The sequence below is a fragment of the Brevibacterium sp. LE-L genome, from assembly GCF_050214925.1.
Lineage (GTDB): Bacteria > Actinomycetota > Actinomycetes > Actinomycetales > Brevibacteriaceae > Brevibacterium.
The window spans coordinates 2,383,493-2,397,694 of the sequence record NZ_CP189759.1 but is presented as its reverse complement, the minus strand read 5'-3'; the positions used below and the strand labels follow the sequence as shown (position 1 = coordinate 2,397,694).

Genomic DNA, 14,202 nt, shown 5'->3' with positions numbered 1-14,202 from the left:
GACCCGTGAGCACGAAACACAGCACCGAGGACACCGGCCCGGGGACCGAGCTGGTACCGGTGAAGTTCTCCCGCCTGACCCGCCGCGGCATCCTGCTCGGCCTCTCCGCCTCACAGCTCGTGACCCTCGGCATCGGGGTGCTCGCGCTGGTGGGCGCGTTCTACGCCGGCGGCGGGATGCTCATCGCCTACACCGCCCCGGTCTGGGTGCTCTCGGCGGTGCTGACCTGGATGCCCATCGCGGGCCGCCCGGTCGTGGAATGGATACCCGTGGCCGGCTGGTGGCTCTGGCGCACCACCGGCGGGCAACTGCTGTACCGGCGGCGGATCGTCGCACCCCGCCCGGCGGGAACGCTCGCCTTGCCCGGGGACATGGCGCGGCTGCGTGAACACATCGACCCCGAGACCGGGGCCGGGATGATCCACGATCCGCACCAGGGCACGCTCACCGTGGTGTGCGAGATCCGGCATCCCGCGTTCGTGCTCCTGGACCCGGCCGAGCAGCACCGCCGGGTCACCTCCTGGGGGCGGGTGCTGGCGACCGTGTGCCGGTCCGGGCGGATCGCGACGCTCCAGGTGCTGGAACGCACCCTGCCAGACTCCGGCACGGGCCTCGCGGAATGGTGGGCCGCCCACGGCACCCAGGACGACTCCTGGGCATCGACCACCTACCAAGAGCTCATCGACCGCGCCGGCCCCGCCGGGGAACGCCACGCCACCACCATCAGCCTCAGCCTGGATATGAAGGCTGCGGCCCGGCAGATCCGGACCGCCGGCGGGAGTCTGCGCGGGGCGGCCGCGGTGCTGCGGCAGGAGATGAGCACGCTGACGGCGGCGCTGCGTGCCGCCGACCTCACCCCGACCGGGTGGCTGACTCCGGGGCAGGTCGCGGTGATCTTGCGCAGCGCTTACGATCCCTCGGTCGCGGCGACCTTGGAGCGGCACGGGGAGCTTGGCCAGTCGCTGGCGACGGCGGGGCCGGTCGCGGTGACCGAGACCTGGACGGGCCTGCGCACCGACTCCGCCCACCACGCGGTGCTGTGGATCAGTGAGTGGCCGCGGTCGATGGTGTATCCAGGGTTCCTCGCCCCGCTGGTGCTCTCCAGTGGGATCGGGCGGGCGTTGTCGCTGCTCTATACGCCCCTGCGCACCGACCAGGCCGCCCGCGACATCCGCAAGAAGAAGGTCGAGCACATTTCGGATGCGGCGCAGCGACGGCGGATCGGGCAGATCGAGGACGCCGCCCAGACCGCCGAGTACGAGGACGTGCTCCAGCAGGAAGCCGACCTGACCGCCGGGCACGGAGTGCTGCGCGTGAGCGGCCTCATCGCCGTCTCCGCACCGAGCAGCGAGGAGCTGGATGCGGCGGTCTCGGCGATCGAGCAGGCCGCGATCCAAGCCTCCTGCGAAACCCGCCGCCTGGTTGGGCAGCAAGCGCAGGCCTTCACTGCGGCCGCCCTGCCCCTGGCCCGCCACATCTGACCCCGCTGTTCTCTGCGGGGTGCGGGGTGCACCTGAGGAGCAACCGATCATCCATCCGCTGTCTGGGGAGGTCCCTCATGCCCACGTTCTACGATCCTGTCGCCGACGCCGAAGAGGCCTCCCAGGCGCTCCGTGGCCTGGCACATGCCAGCCGCAGCTTCGAGCATCCCGAAGACGCCTACGGGGTGATCGGCGACCTGCTCGCCGGGGTGCGCTCCTTGCAGCAGTCCATCGAACAGATCGCGCAGCGGCATCGCCGCCACGACGGCCGCGCGTTCGATGACGCCGGTGACCAGGCCGCCGGCATCCGCGATGCCCAGGTGACTGCCGATCAGCTCTCCAGCGCGGCCGCCGCAGTCGATTCGGTCGAGGAACGGCTGAACGCCGCTATGCAGGCCGCCGGACGCATCGCCTGGCACCCCGCACCTACCACCGCCGCAGACGCCGTGAACGCAGAGGCCGTCCAGTCGGACGCGGCTGGGGACGAGGCGGCGCGGGAGTCGCGGTGGGTCAACATCGTCTTCCTGCAAGGCGATGAGGCAGATGAGGTGCTGCGGCTGATCGATCGCGACGGCCCTGACGCCGCGATCGAACACCTGGCTCACTGGGATTACGGAGAGGAGACCACGGATGCGGCGATGGAGAACGGCTACGTCTACGACGCCGTGCCCACCGGGATGCTGGACACCGAGACGGTCTCGGGTGAGTACACGCTGACCTCCAACCCGGCGATGGGGCACGTCGGCCTCTACCGTCAGCACTCGATCCCACCCGAAGACAGCCTCGACGCCGCTACCCCCACGCCCGCCCCGGTCATCCCGACCACCCACGGCGCCGATGCGGCACGGGCCGCGACCGCGGCAGGCGGCGCCGCTGCGGGTCGTGGGGCGGCACGGTCGGCGCGTGGCCCCGGAAGCAGCGCAGCCCGCGGGCGGAAGGAGACCGGGAAGGTGTCCGAGCGCGGCGCGGCGGCCTCGGCGACGGACGGGTCCTGGTTCACCCATCCCGGCGTTGCGGCCGTCCGCCGCGACCGCGGACTCGGCCTCTAACCCGCCAGGGGCCTGTGCATGGTGCCGCCGCCCGGGGATCGGGCGGCGGCACCGCTGCGTGTTCGGGGTGGGGCGGGTGCACCTGAGCCACATCCCTGTTCGCTGCTGCTTCTTGGGAGGCTGCTCATGCCCACGATCTCCTACTATCCCGCCGCCTACGCCGCCGAGGCCGCCCGGAATCTGCGCGCACTCGCCGCGGCCGGGAATCTACCCGCCACCGACCCGGTGATCGGCGAGCTGCGCGAGGTGGCGACGGCGATGCGGCAGGTGCTCGACCAGCTCGCCACCGCCCGGGCGGGACACGGCGATCCCGCGGCTCTCGCCGCCGCTGATGACCTCCACCAGGCCGGCACTTCCCTGGATGCGGTCGCCGCCGGGCTGACCCGCGCCGCACAAGCCGCACATGTCGCCGCGGCCCCAGATCGGTCCGCGATGACAGCGCCGGCGCCTGCCGCGACCTCGGCGGCCGAGCCGGCGCCGCACGAGCGGCCGACCCGCCGCTCCCGACGGGGCCAGTCCCAGCAGACGAGAGCATCCAAACCGGATCGCTCGTGGTTCGCCCCTCGCACTCTCCGTTCCGGTGCCGATCGCGGGCGGGGGCGGGGACTGTGAGCGAGAAGGAACGCCTGCACACCGCGGTGCTCGTCGCCCCCGCGGCAGAGCGGCGCCGGCTGCGCAAACAGCGCCGCCAAGCTGCGGCCCGGCTGCAGGCCGAACAGCGCCGGCAGGAAGTCGCCGCCGCGAAGGCCAAGGCCGACGCGGAGCGTGCCGAGCGCAAGGCCACTCAGTACCTGCCCGCCGCCGGCGAGCCCGGGCCGGCGGCGCTGCGGTCGCCGGGCAGGTTCCGGCTGCCGCGCCACCAGGACACCTCGGCGACGCTCGCGGCGCAGTACCCGTTCCTCGCCGAAGGGGGCCTCGGCTCCCAAGGCGTGTTCGTCGGCCAAGACCTCTACTCCGGGGCGTCGTTCGTGTACGACCCGTGGGTGCTGTACCAGGCCGGGATCATCACCGCACCAAACGTCGTACTGGCGGGGATCGTCGGTAGTGGCAAGTCGTCGCTGGCGAAGTCGCTGTACACGCGGTCGCTGCCGTTCGGACGCCGGGTCTACGTGCCCGGTGACCCGAAAGGGGAGCATACGGAGATCGCACGGGCGGTCGGGGGCCGGGCGATCCAGCTCGGCCACGGCCTTCACACCCGCCTGAACCCGCTTGATGAGGGGTACCGGCCGTCCGGCCTCAGCGATGCTGAGTGGGCGACCACGGTGGCCTCGCGTCGTCGTGACCTGATCGGGGCACTGACGGAGACGGTGCTGACCCGGCCGATGTCGCCGTTGGAGCACACCGCGATCGACGCGGCGCTGGCGCAGACGGTCCGGGAGAACGAGGTACCGATCCTGCCGATGATCGTCGACCACCTCCTCACCCCGTCGGATGATCCCGACGGCCGGCTCGCAGAAGACGGGCGGATGGTCGGGCACGCGCTGCGCCGCCTCGTCGCCGGTGACCTGTCCGGCCTGTTCGACGGCCCGTCCACCGAAGTGTTCGATCCGACGCTGCCGATGGTGTCGCTGGACCTGTCCCGGGTGACCGAGAACGCCACCCTGGTGTCGGTGCTGATGACCTGCTCGTCAGCGTGGATGGAGTCGGCGCTGCTGGACCCGAACGGCGGACAGCGCTGGGTCATCTACGACGAGGCCTGGCGGCTGATGTCGGAGCCGGCGCTGCTGAAACGGATGGATGCGCACTGGCGGCTCGCCCGCGCCTACGGCATCAGCAACATGCTCATCTTCCACAAACTGACCGACCTGGAGAACGTCGGCGACCAAGGGTCCGCGATGCGCTCGCTCGCGAACAGCCTGCTGGCGAACGCGGAATCGCGGATCATCTACCGGCAAGAATCCGACCAGCTCGGCAGCACCGCCAAGACGCTCGGGCTGACCGGCACCGAACGCGAACTCCTCCCGACGCTGGGCACCGGGCAGGGGCTGTGGCGGATCAAGGACCGCTCCTTCGTCGTCCAGCATCAGCTCCACCCGGACGAATACGAGCTGTTCGACACCACCGCTCGCATGGGCTGAAACCTCCGCAAGTTCAGGATTTCTGACGGTTCGCCACCGCGGCTGAACGTTCGTCAGCCACGGTGAAACCCGGAGGTGCGTCCGGGGGTATCGGGTGCACCTGGGCGGCATGAGACGACACACCACCCCGCCGCTGTCTGAGCCTGTGCCGGTGCAGTTGCGCACCGTGATCCTTGACATCCATCCCGATGGGTCGATGAGCGTGACCATCGACGGCGCCCCGCACCCGCCACCAGAGGATGGGTCGTGGTCGCGGGCGTCGTTCCCGCAGATCATCGACCACGCCAGCGACGACCGGGCGGTGCCGGTGCGGGTCGAGGTGCACGAGGCCGACGGCACCAGCTTCACCGAACTCCTCCCGGCCAGGCCGCCCCGCAGGCCCGTCGCTACCGAGTCGGCGTCGAAGCGGAAGAAGGAGAAGCCGGCCCCGCCGGCGCTGATCGAGGTGACCGGCGACGGGTTCGTGCCCGGTGAGGATGTGGCCTGCTGCCTGATCGTCTCCCACACCGACGCCGCCCCGGACGGCACCGCCCGCGCCCTGCTCGACCCGGCACAGGTCACTGGTGCGGATGAGGTGGTGCTCCTCGGGCGCATTTCCGGCACCGTCGTGACCCGGAGCCTGCGATGAGTACCGCACCGCAGGGACGGCAGACCGGCAGCTTCGGCGACGAGCTGACCAACGCGGCCATGATCGGGTTGGTCGGACTGTTCGGCCTCGCCCTGATCCTGCGCGCCGCCGGCAGCGTCGCCGCATTCCTCACCGGCACCGCGCAGCCCGAGGCCGGTCCTGCGGCCGGGGTGGGGGTGCTGTTCCGTCCCGGCGACCCCGCCGCCGCGCTCGATGCGCCCGGGCTCCATCCGTTCGCCTACTGGGCGGTGGCCGCGGTGATGCTCGCCGCGCTCGTCGCCGGGGGCTGCTGGGTGTGGGTGCGGTTGCGGCGGCATTCCCGCAAGGTCGCCACCGACCCGCACACCACCGCCGGGACCGCGACCCGGCATGAAGTGGCGACCACGGCCTCGCCGTCGGCGCTGCTGAAGCGCGCCGGGAGTCTGCGCCCCTCGGTGGAGAAGCCGGTGCCGGCGGACGTGGGGTATCGGATCGGCAGCAGTCTTGGCCGGGAGGTCTGGGCGTCGGTGGAGGACTCGATCCTGCTCATCGGCCCGCCTCGTTCCGGCAAGGGTCTGCACGTGGTGATCCCGGCGATCCTCGACGCCCCCGGCGCGGTCATCGCGACCAGTACCCGCCCCGACAACCTCACCGCCTGCCTGCGGGCGCGCAAACGCATCGGCCCGGTCGCGGTGTTCGACCCGCAGCGCCTGGCCGAGGGGGTGCCTGCGGGGATGCGCTGGTCACCCATCCGTGGCTGCGCAGATCCGCTGACCGCGATGATCCGCGCCACCGGCCTCGCCTCGGCCACCGGATTGTCCGCGGGCGGGGTCGAGTCCGGCGGGTTCTGGGAAGGCAAAACAAGGACCGCGCTGCAAGCCCTGCTGCACGCCGCCGCTCTCGACCACCGTTCCCCGGAAGAGCTGTTCCGGTGGACGCTGGACCCCGCCGCCGCGGCAGAGGCGGTCGCGATCCTCACCAACAGTCCGGACGCGGCGACCGGATGGGCGGACTCGCTGGAATCCATGATCGACGCCGACCCCCGCACCAGGGATTCGATCTGGCAGGGCGTCTCGCTCGCGCTCGGCGCCCTGGCTGACCCGCGGGTGCTCGATGCCGTCAGCCCCGGCCCCGGTGAGGACTTCGACCCCGAAGCGTTCATCCGGGACAAGGGCACTCTGTTCCTGCTGGCCACCGGGGCGGGTGCCGGTGCATCGGCGGCGTTGGTGGCGGCGCTGGTCGAAGACCTCGTGGAGACCGCCCGCCGGATCGCCGCACGCTCGCCGGGAGCCCGGCTCGACCCGCCCGTGCTGCTTGCGCTCGATGAGATCGCCAACCTCGCGCCCCTGCCGTCGCTTCCGGTGCTGATGGCCGAAGGTGGCGGCACCGGGATCACCTGCCTGCCGGTCCTGCAATCCCTGGCTCAGGCCCGCGACAAGTGGTCGGAGAACCAGGCGAACGCGATCTGGGACGCCTCCATCGTGAAGATCATCCTCGGCGGCGCCTCCAACAGTAAAGACCTCCAAGACCTGTCCACGCTGATCGGCGAGCGGGATGAATACACCGATGCGATCACACTCGGTGACCACGGCACCAGGAGCAATCAACGCTCGGTGCGGCGGGTGGCGATCTTCCCGCCCGACCGGCTGCGGACGCTCCCGTTCGGCACCGCCGTCACCCTGCTGCGCGCCGCCCCGCCCATCGTCACCGACCTGAAGCCCTGGCCCGCCCGCGCCGATGCCACCCAGCTGAAGGCGGATCGCGGCGAGATCGAGGGCCTGCTCCAACGCCCCGCTGGTTCTCGGTAGCCCAGGGCGGCTGGGGTGCACCTGCCTGCCACAGCGGCCACCATCACGAAGGGGGCTGCCTGAGCACAGGAGCCAGTCATGTCCATGCATACCCAGACCTCGGCCTCGGGGTTCATCGCCTCCGATCCGCAACTGAGCCAGACCGCCAAAGGTGACTCGCGGTTCTATGCCCGGTTCGGGCAGGAGCACTACCGTCGCGAGGCCGATGGGTCGTTCACGCAGTTGGAGACGACGTACCACAACATGGTGATGTTCGGCCGGTCGGCGCAGCGCGCACACGAGCGGTTCGCCAAGGGTGACAAGTTCCTCGCTGAGGGCTACACCCGCACACCGGAGTACGAGCGCGACGGAGCGATGGTCGCCGGGGAAGAGGAGTTCATCGCCAAGCGGATCGGACACGACACCGCACGCACCCGCTACGAGGTCGACCGCACCCCTCGCCGCACCGCGGCAGAGCGTCCGGCCGCTGAGCGCCAAGCGCCCGGGTCCGAGCCGGCCGAACGTCAGCAGGCCCGTTCCGCGCCGGCGATGGGCATGTGAGGCAGGAGGACCACCATGACTGATCAGACTCCCGCCGCACCCGGTCCCGACGAGGCCCAGCCCGATGACTTTCCCGATGGCTTTCCCGACGACATCGACCTGGACGAAGACGACTACGACACCGAGAACGAGGATGACCAGGACGTCGGCCCGCCGCACCCGGTGAACTGGTACCTGCTGCGCGCCGATGCGCTCGAAGAAGAGTGGTACGAACTCAACCGGTGGGTCGAGACGCTGCGCCGCACCTACGGGCTGCCCGCATCGGTGATCCCGCCGTTCTGGCACCGCCACGACGAACTGGTCTGGGAACTCAGCAGCCTGCATGTGCACTGGCTGTGCGCCTACCACCCCGAACAAGACGGGTCCGCCCCGTTCGGGTGGCACCGCGACTTCGCCGACGCCCGCCAGCGGCTGCGCGAATGGGTCGCCGCCTCCGGCACCCGTCTGGATCGCGACCGGCCCACCCGGCAGACCACCTGGCCCGGCGAAGACCCCGCCGACCCGGTCGAAGACGTGTTCGTCGCCGACCGCGACCGCGACTTCGTGGACTACGTCGCCGCACAGGTCGCCGACCGCCGCACCAAAGAAGACGCCTTCTACGCCGGCGCCGACCCGGACACCGGGGAGGTGCTCGGCTGATGGGCACCTATGTGAAGAAGACCAACCGGCGCCGTTACGAGGACCGATCGTTCTCGGTGCGCCCCGTTCACCGCGACGCCCCCGACCTGCACAAGCTCTGCGAAGTGCTGATCCGCCTGACCATGCAGGAAACCGGACAGTCCCGCATCGACCGGCGCGCCGCCGAACCACCGGACACCTACCGCGCCGCCGCCGTAGCCGCACCCGGCGACGACGGTCATCGCCCGGCGAGCGGAGAAACGGTAGAATGAGTCTGGCAAGCCTCGCGTGCAGCGTGGCGTGCTGTGGTCCCAAACCCCCACCCGGGATCGGGTGGGGCAAGCGTTACGTGGTCGACCTGTCGGCCGAGTCCTAGAACCCCCGCAGCGGGGTTCCTCTCACGATCAGCACCCGCCGGACGGCCCTAATCCGTCTGGGCGCGAGGTCCGATCTACGTGAGAGAAGGACCCCATGAACGCCACATCCTCGCGCCCCGACCCGGTGCGCAGCCTCGTTGACCTACCCGCCGGAGGCGCCCTGGCCGTGTCCTACCTGCGCGTGTCCACCCGCGAACAGGCCGAACGCGGAGGAACCGACGAGGGGTTCTCCATCCCCGCGCAGCGGGAGGCGAACAACCGCAAGGCCGAACAGCTCGGAGCGGTCATCGTCGAGGAGTTCATCGACGCCGGAGCGTCCGCGAAGTCCGCCGACCGGCCCGACCTGATGCGGATGATCCAGTACGTCAAGGCCAACAAGGTCGCCTACTGCATCGTCCACAAGGTCGACCGACTCGCCCGCGACCGCAGCGATGACGTCGCGATCCACCTGGCCCTCCAACAGGCCGGGGTCATGCTCGTCTCCGCCACCGAGAACATCGACCAGACGCCCTCGGGGATGCTGCTGCACGGCATCATGTCCTCCATCGCGGAGTTCTACTCCCGCAACCTCGCCACCGAGGTCACCAAAGGCATGACCCAGAAGGCCATCGGCGGCGGCACCGTCGGCAAGGCCCCCATCGGATACCTCAACATCCGCACCACCGACGAACTCGGCCGCGAAGCGCGCACCGTCGAACTCGACCCCGAACGTGCCCCGATGATCCAGTGGGCGTTCAAGGCCTACGCCTCCGGCAACTGGACCGTCAGCCAGCTCCACGACGAGCTCACATCCCGTGGGCTGACCAGCGTGCCCACCCCGAAAAGGCCCGGTAAGCCCCTCGCGGTGTCCTCGGTGCACCGGATGCTGATCAACCCCTACTACAAAGGCGACGTGACCTACCGCGGCACCCGCTACGCCGGCAGCCACGAACCACTCGTACCGCCCGAGGTCTGGTACCAAGTGCAGTCGGTGCTCACCGCGCACAAGTCCGCCGCCGAAGCCACCCAGCTCCACGACCACTACCTGAAAGGCACCGTGTTCTGCGGTGCCTGCGGGTCACGGCTGATGGTCTCGAACGCGAAGAACCGTCACGGCAACGTCTACCCCTACTTCGTCTGCTCCGGCCGGCACTCCAAGCGCACCAACTGCACCCGCGGCGCGATCCTCATCGAGGACGTCGAGCACATGATCGAGCGGTACTACCAGCGAGTGCAGATCACCCCCGCGCACCGCGAAGCACTCGGCGGGATGCTGCACCACGAGTTCGACCGGCTCATGGCCGAGGAGACCGACGAACTGGGCCAGCTCACCACCAACCGCGACCGGCTCCAAGGCGAGCAAGAACGACTCCTCCAAGCTCACTACGCCGACGCGATCCCGCTCTCGCTCCTCAAACGCGAACAGGACCGCATCCTCGGAGAGCTCGACCAGGTGACCCGCCGCATCGACGCCCACCACGGCGAATACGCCGACGCCCGCGCCCACCTCGCAGACGCCCTCAACCTGCTGGCCAACTGCGCCGACATCTACGCCCGCTGCGACGACACCAACCGCCGCCTGTGCAACCAGGCCTTCTTCACCAAGGTCTACGTCGAGGAAGACGACGAGCTCCGAGTCGAGTACCAGCGCCCCTACGAGATGCTGCTCGACCCCGAGATCAACGGCAACGCCCTCAACTGGGCACAGGACGGCAAAAAGGCTCGAACCCTTGCCAACGATTCGTCGGGCAAGGGTTCGAGCCTTGTGCCTTGGGTGGGCCCAGAGGGACTCGAACCCCCGACCCTCTCGGTGTAAACGAGATGCTCTAGCCAACTGAGCTATAGGCCCCACTGCGTCATCGGAGACTCCGAGAACGCCTGATCAGTATGCCACACCCGTGGGGCTCCGACGAATCGCAACCGCGGCTCATCAGGGGCGCGGTCGTCTCGGCAGCAGGATCGGCATTCAGGGACGTGGTGGCGAACCTTGAAGGATCTGAGCGACATTCGCCGCGAAATTCTCTGCCACGTCGGCAGGGTCGATATCGAACAGTGCGCGACTCTGTTCGACGGCCACTGCACCCAGAGTCAGGGTCAGGACCCCTTGGGAGACGTCGGGTCCCAGCCGCTGGGCGTTGAGCGCCTGCGGAGCGACATCCTCGGCGGCGATCGAATAGCCGAGCAGGACGATCTCGGCACCGTCACGGTACTTCAGCAGGATCTCGCGCATGGACAGTGCCGCGGCCAGAGGGTCGGCTGTGACAGGGCAACGGGCATCGACCTCGGCTTTGAGGCTCTTCGAGATGAGGACGAGAAGAGACTGTTTGTCCTTGACGTGCCAGTAGAGAGCAGAGGGCTGAACCCCGAGTTCACGGGCCAGTCGGCGCATGGACAGGTCGCCGAGACCGTAGCGCGAAAGGATGTCCAAAGCGGTGTGCGTGATGCTTTCGGCGGTCAGTGCCAATGAGACATACCTTTCATTCTTCGTCTGGGGCTCGTCCCGATTTTTCAGATCGCGTTCCCCTCGCTATAGTAGTTCCTGGTGACGGGATATAGCGCAGCTTGGTAGCGCGCCTCGTTCGGGACGAGGAGGTCGTGGGTTCGAATCCCGCTATCCCGACCACGGGAAAGTGCCGCAGCATCGCTCAGGCGAGGTTGCGGCACTTTCTGCATCTCCAGCTCGACACAGTGTCGCAGGTCGTCTCCGGCAGCCGGAAGTGGTGATCATCACTTTTCGTACCAGCCATCGGGTTGCGAACCGATGGCTGGTACGAAACCTGATGGCGGAGTGCACGAAAAGCGGCTCGAGGGCCTCTACTCCCGCTCATCGCTCGCCTCCACGCCCGACGATGGAGCAGCTCCCGAACTCGGATCCGAGCCCGCTGACGAACCGTCCCCCGAGCTTGGGTCCGAGCCCGCTGATGGTTGCGCGCTCGGTTCGGCCTCGGCGAAGGTCTCGACGAGGGCATCGGGATCCGTTCCGCGCCACCGGGCGATCGCCTTCATCACCTGGTAGACGATGATCGCCGAGGCGGAGCCCAGTGCGATTCCTTCGAACTGGAGACCGCCGGGAGTCCAGGTGAAATTCGCAATCGCGACGATGAGGGACACCGCGGCGGTGTTGAGATTGATCGGATTGGCGAAGTCGACCCTGTTCTCCACCCAGATCCGCACACCGAGCATGCCGATCATCCCGTAGAGGACGGTTGCCGCACCGCCGAGGACGCCCGGGGGAATGGTGGCGATGATCTCGCCAAATTTCGGCAGCAGGCTGAGGATGAGTGCGATGACCGCAGCGCACAGGTAGGCCGCGGTGGAGAAGATGCGAGTAGCGGCCATGACACCGATATTCTCCGCATAGGTCGTCGTTCCCGAACCGCCTCCGGAGCCGGCGAGGATCGTGGAGAATCCGTCGGCGAAGAGTGTGCGTCCCGTCAGCTTGTCCAGATCTCGTCCCGTCATGGCCGCCACCGACTTCACGTGCCCGATGTTCTCGGCGATGAGAACGAGGACGACGGGCAGGAAGAGGCCGAGGTATCCGAGATCGAATGCCGGAGCATGGAACGCGGGCAGTCCGACCCAGTCGGCCTGGTCGACGGTCGTGAAGTCGATCTCGCCCTGCAGCCACGCCGCCGCGTAGCCGATGAGCACCCCGATGAGGATCGACAGTCGCCCGAACATGCCCCGGAACGCCACGGTGACCAGCAGAATGGCCACGATGGTGATGACTGCTGTCAGAGGTGCCTCCTGCACCCAATCCCACGCGGCCGGTGCGAGGTTGAGCCCGATGAGGGCGACGATGGCACCGGTCACGACAGGTGGCATCGTCAGTTCGATCCACCGCACCCCGACGAAATGGACGACGAGCCCGACGAGCGCCAAGGTGACTCCCACAGAGATGATTCCTCCCTGCGCCAAGGCCATGGCGTGCGGTTCGAGGTCCTCGCCGGCGGTCGCCGAGAACCCGGTGACCGCACCGATCGGTGCCAGCAGGCCGAACGAGGACCCGAGGTAGGACGGCATCATCCCCTTGGTGATGAGCAGGAAGAGCAGGGTGCCGATCGCGGTGAAGAACAGAGTCGTCGACGGCGGGAAGCCGGTGAGCAGCGGGACGAGGAACGTCGCACCGAACATCGCGACGACATGCTGGGCACCGACGCTGATCGTCCGCGGCCAGCTCAGACGCTCTTCGGGCAGCACACGCTCTCCCGGGCGGATGGTCCGCCCGTCGCCGTGCAGCCGCCAACCGCGCTGTCTTCCGGGCTGCTGCCGAGTGCCCGTCTGCTCCGAGTCCGTCATTGCGCTCCTTGTTCCGTATTCATCGCCGAGTCCGGGAGGTGGCCTCAGCCGCCGGAAGAATTCTATGCGCTCACTGACAATTGGGGTGTCCGGGCGCCGGGGGTGAGTGGCCGGAGACGTGGCAGGAAGGGCATCTCTGCTATCGTATTGAACACTGTTCAGGACTGTTGACCTGGGCAGATTTCAAACCAGGATTTCTTCCAGTCAGGCAAAGGACCATTCGATGATGACCATGACTCCCCACCGACTTGCCGATTCCATTCTGGACGGAGGACAGATCACCGAGTCTGAAGCACTCGCCCTCCTGGCCACGCCCGATGCAGACCTCCTCGAACTCGTATCCGCCGGATCCCGGCTGCGCCGCCGGTACTTCGCGATGACGATCAAGCTCAACTACCTCGTCAATCTCAAATCGGGGATGTGCCCGGAGTCCTGCGCGTACTGCTCGCAGTCGCTGGGATCGACGGCCGAGATCCTCAAATACTCGTGGCTGAGCACCGAGGAGGCGATGGACCAGGCGAACATGGGAATCGGCGGGGGAGCCGCACGTGTCTGTCTCGTCGCCAGCGGTCGCGGGCCCAGCCGCCGCGATGTCGGCCGCGTCGGCGAGATCGTCGAACGGCTCAAGGGCGAGAACCCCGACGTCGAGGTCTGCGCGTGTCTGGGCATCCTTCGCGAAGGGCAGGCCGAGGCACTGAGAGATGCCGGTGCCGATGCCTACAACCACAACATCAACACAGCCGAGTCCTTCCACGACAACATCGTCAAGACCCACACCTACGAAGACCGGACGAACACCGTCGAGCTCGCCAAATCCGCCGGACTCTCGCCGTGCAGCGGACTCATCGTCGGCCTCGGCGAGAGCGACGAACAGATCATCGAAGCTCTCTTCGCGTTGAAGAGCCTCGATTCCGATTCCATTCCGATCAACTTCCTCGTGCCTTTCGACGGCACCCCGCTCGAAGGCCAATGGAACCTCACCCCGACACAGTGCATGAAGATCGTCGCAACGGCACGCTTCGTCTGCCCCGATCGCGAGATCCGTCTCGCCGGCGGGCGCGAGATCCACCTCAAATCTCTCCAGCCGATGGCACTGCACCTGGCGAACTCGATCTTCCTCGGCGACTATCTCACCGCCGAGGGGCAGGCCGCCGCCGACGACCTCGCGATGATCCGTGACAACGGCTTCACGGTCCTCGGCCAGGACGACACCGCGGACCAGCAGGGCGATGCAGGCACGGACATCGCCGCGGGTGCCGATCGCAGCGATCCAGTCATCCGCAGGCGCGGGGCCGGCACGGCTCAGGGTGCGAACGTCTGAGGATCGTCCCTCTTTTCCGAGGCCGAATCCGTCTGCGTCGAATCG

At 68.4% G+C, this 14,202-nt stretch carries 13 protein-coding genes and 2 tRNA genes; 12 read left to right on the top strand and 3 right to left on the bottom strand.

Annotated features, from left to right (window positions below; translation table 11 throughout):
* Window positions 1-5: 5 nt before the first annotated feature.
* From ACQE2J_RS10705 to ACQE2J_RS10660, 10 genes are all read left to right on the top strand, one after another.
* Window positions 6-1,481 carry an SCO6880 family protein gene (locus ACQE2J_RS10705; RefSeq protein WP_426936300.1) on the top strand — a complete coding sequence of 492 codons (1,476 nt, stop codon included), beginning with the start codon at window positions 6-8 and terminating at the stop codon, window positions 1,479-1,481.
* A gap of 77 nt (window positions 1,482-1,558) precedes the next feature.
* Window positions 1,559-2,530: a hypothetical protein gene (locus ACQE2J_RS10700; RefSeq protein WP_426936299.1), complete on the top strand. Its 972-nt coding sequence runs from the start codon at window positions 1,559-1,561 to the stop codon at window positions 2,528-2,530.
* Between the two features lie 126 nt (window positions 2,531-2,656).
* Complete coding sequence (locus ACQE2J_RS10695) at window positions 2,657-3,142, top strand: hypothetical protein (RefSeq protein ID WP_426936298.1); 486 nt, start codon at window positions 2,657-2,659, stop codon at window positions 3,140-3,142.
* Window positions 3,139-4,608, top strand: coding sequence for an ATP-binding protein (locus ACQE2J_RS10690; protein WP_426936297.1), 1,470 nt, complete (start codon window positions 3,139-3,141; stop codon window positions 4,606-4,608). The genes ACQE2J_RS10695 and ACQE2J_RS10690 overlap by 4 nt, the downstream gene beginning before the upstream one ends.
* Window positions 4,609-4,717: 109 nt before the next feature.
* Window positions 4,718-5,236 (top strand): hypothetical protein, encoded by a 519-nt coding sequence (locus ACQE2J_RS10685; RefSeq protein WP_301443563.1) that lies wholly within the window; start codon window positions 4,718-4,720, stop codon window positions 5,234-5,236.
* Window positions 5,233-7,023, top strand: a complete 1,791-nt coding sequence (locus ACQE2J_RS10680) for a TraM recognition domain-containing protein (protein WP_301443562.1) — start codon at window positions 5,233-5,235, stop codon at window positions 7,021-7,023. The genes ACQE2J_RS10685 and ACQE2J_RS10680 overlap by 4 nt, the downstream gene beginning before the upstream one ends.
* Before the next feature lie 78 nt (window positions 7,024-7,101).
* Complete coding sequence (locus ACQE2J_RS10675; RefSeq protein ID WP_301498214.1) at window positions 7,102-7,563, top strand: single-stranded DNA-binding protein; 462 nt, start codon at window positions 7,102-7,104, stop codon at window positions 7,561-7,563.
* A gap of 15 nt (window positions 7,564-7,578) precedes the next feature.
* Window positions 7,579-8,202, top strand: coding sequence for a hypothetical protein (locus ACQE2J_RS10670; protein WP_301443560.1), 624 nt, complete (start codon window positions 7,579-7,581; stop codon window positions 8,200-8,202).
* Window positions 8,202-8,453 (top strand): hypothetical protein, encoded by a 252-nt coding sequence (locus ACQE2J_RS10665; RefSeq protein ID WP_301443559.1) that lies wholly within the window; start codon window positions 8,202-8,204, stop codon window positions 8,451-8,453. The genes ACQE2J_RS10670 and ACQE2J_RS10665 overlap by 1 nt, the downstream gene beginning before the upstream one ends.
* A gap of 199 nt (window positions 8,454-8,652) precedes the next feature.
* Complete coding sequence (locus tag ACQE2J_RS10660) at window positions 8,653-10,353, top strand: recombinase family protein (protein ID WP_426937508.1); 1,701 nt, start codon at window positions 8,653-8,655, stop codon at window positions 10,351-10,353.
* Here ACQE2J_RS10660 and ACQE2J_RS10655 read toward each other — a convergent pair.
* A tRNA-Val gene (locus ACQE2J_RS10655) sits at window positions 10,313-10,386 on the bottom strand. The two genes, ACQE2J_RS10660 and ACQE2J_RS10655, sit on opposite strands and share 41 nt — an antisense overlap.
* A gap of 117 nt (window positions 10,387-10,503) precedes the next feature.
* Window positions 10,504-11,001, bottom strand: coding sequence for a TetR family transcriptional regulator (locus ACQE2J_RS10650; RefSeq protein WP_135542395.1), 498 nt, complete (start codon window positions 10,999-11,001; stop codon window positions 10,504-10,506).
* Between the two features lie 82 nt (window positions 11,002-11,083).
* Here ACQE2J_RS10650 and ACQE2J_RS10645 point away from each other — a divergent pair.
* A tRNA-Pro gene (locus ACQE2J_RS10645) sits at window positions 11,084-11,160 on the top strand.
* 191 nt (window positions 11,161-11,351) lie between these two features.
* On the opposite strand, the gene ACQE2J_RS10640 is transcribed toward ACQE2J_RS10645, so the two are convergent.
* Window positions 11,352-12,836 carry a uracil-xanthine permease family protein gene (locus tag ACQE2J_RS10640; protein ID WP_426936296.1) on the bottom strand — a complete coding sequence of 495 codons (1,485 nt, stop codon included), beginning with the start codon at window positions 12,834-12,836 and terminating at the stop codon, window positions 11,352-11,354.
* Window positions 12,837-13,062: 226 nt separating this feature from the next.
* Here ACQE2J_RS10640 and bioB point away from each other — a divergent pair, with 226 nt between their 5' ends.
* Window positions 13,063-14,157, top strand: a complete 1,095-nt coding sequence (gene bioB, locus ACQE2J_RS10635; RefSeq protein WP_426937507.1) for a biotin synthase BioB — start codon at window positions 13,063-13,065, stop codon at window positions 14,155-14,157.
* Window positions 14,158-14,202 lie beyond the last annotated feature (45 nt).

Excerpts from the sequence above, each read along its gene's own strand:
- ACQE2J_RS10675 (WP_301498214.1), top strand. The coding sequence starts at position 7,102 with ATGTCCATGCATACCCAGACCTCGGCCTCGGGGTTCATCGCCTCCGAT.
- ACQE2J_RS10670 (WP_301443560.1), top strand. The coding sequence starts at position 7,579 with ATGACTGATCAGACTCCCGCCGCACCCGGTCCCGACGAGGCCCAGCCC.
- ACQE2J_RS10680 (WP_301443562.1), top strand. The coding sequence starts at position 5,233 with ATGAGTACCGCACCGCAGGGACGGCAGACCGGCAGCTTCGGCGACGAG.
- ACQE2J_RS10700 (WP_426936299.1), top strand. The coding sequence starts at position 1,559 with ATGCCCACGTTCTACGATCCTGTCGCCGACGCCGAAGAGGCCTCCCAG.
- ACQE2J_RS10665 (WP_301443559.1), top strand. The coding sequence starts at position 8,202 with ATGGGCACCTATGTGAAGAAGACCAACCGGCGCCGTTACGAGGACCGA.
- ACQE2J_RS10640 (WP_426936296.1), bottom strand. The coding sequence starts at position 12,836 with ATGACGGACTCGGAGCAGACGGGCACTCGGCAGCAGCCCGGAAGACAG.
- bioB (WP_426937507.1), top strand. The coding sequence starts at position 13,063 with ATGACCATGACTCCCCACCGACTTGCCGATTCCATTCTGGACGGAGGA.
- ACQE2J_RS10685 (WP_301443563.1), top strand. The coding sequence starts at position 4,718 with ATGAGACGACACACCACCCCGCCGCTGTCTGAGCCTGTGCCGGTGCAG.
- ACQE2J_RS10660 (WP_426937508.1), top strand. The coding sequence starts at position 8,653 with ATGAACGCCACATCCTCGCGCCCCGACCCGGTGCGCAGCCTCGTTGAC.
- ACQE2J_RS10695 (WP_426936298.1), top strand. The coding sequence starts at position 2,657 with ATGCCCACGATCTCCTACTATCCCGCCGCCTACGCCGCCGAGGCCGCC.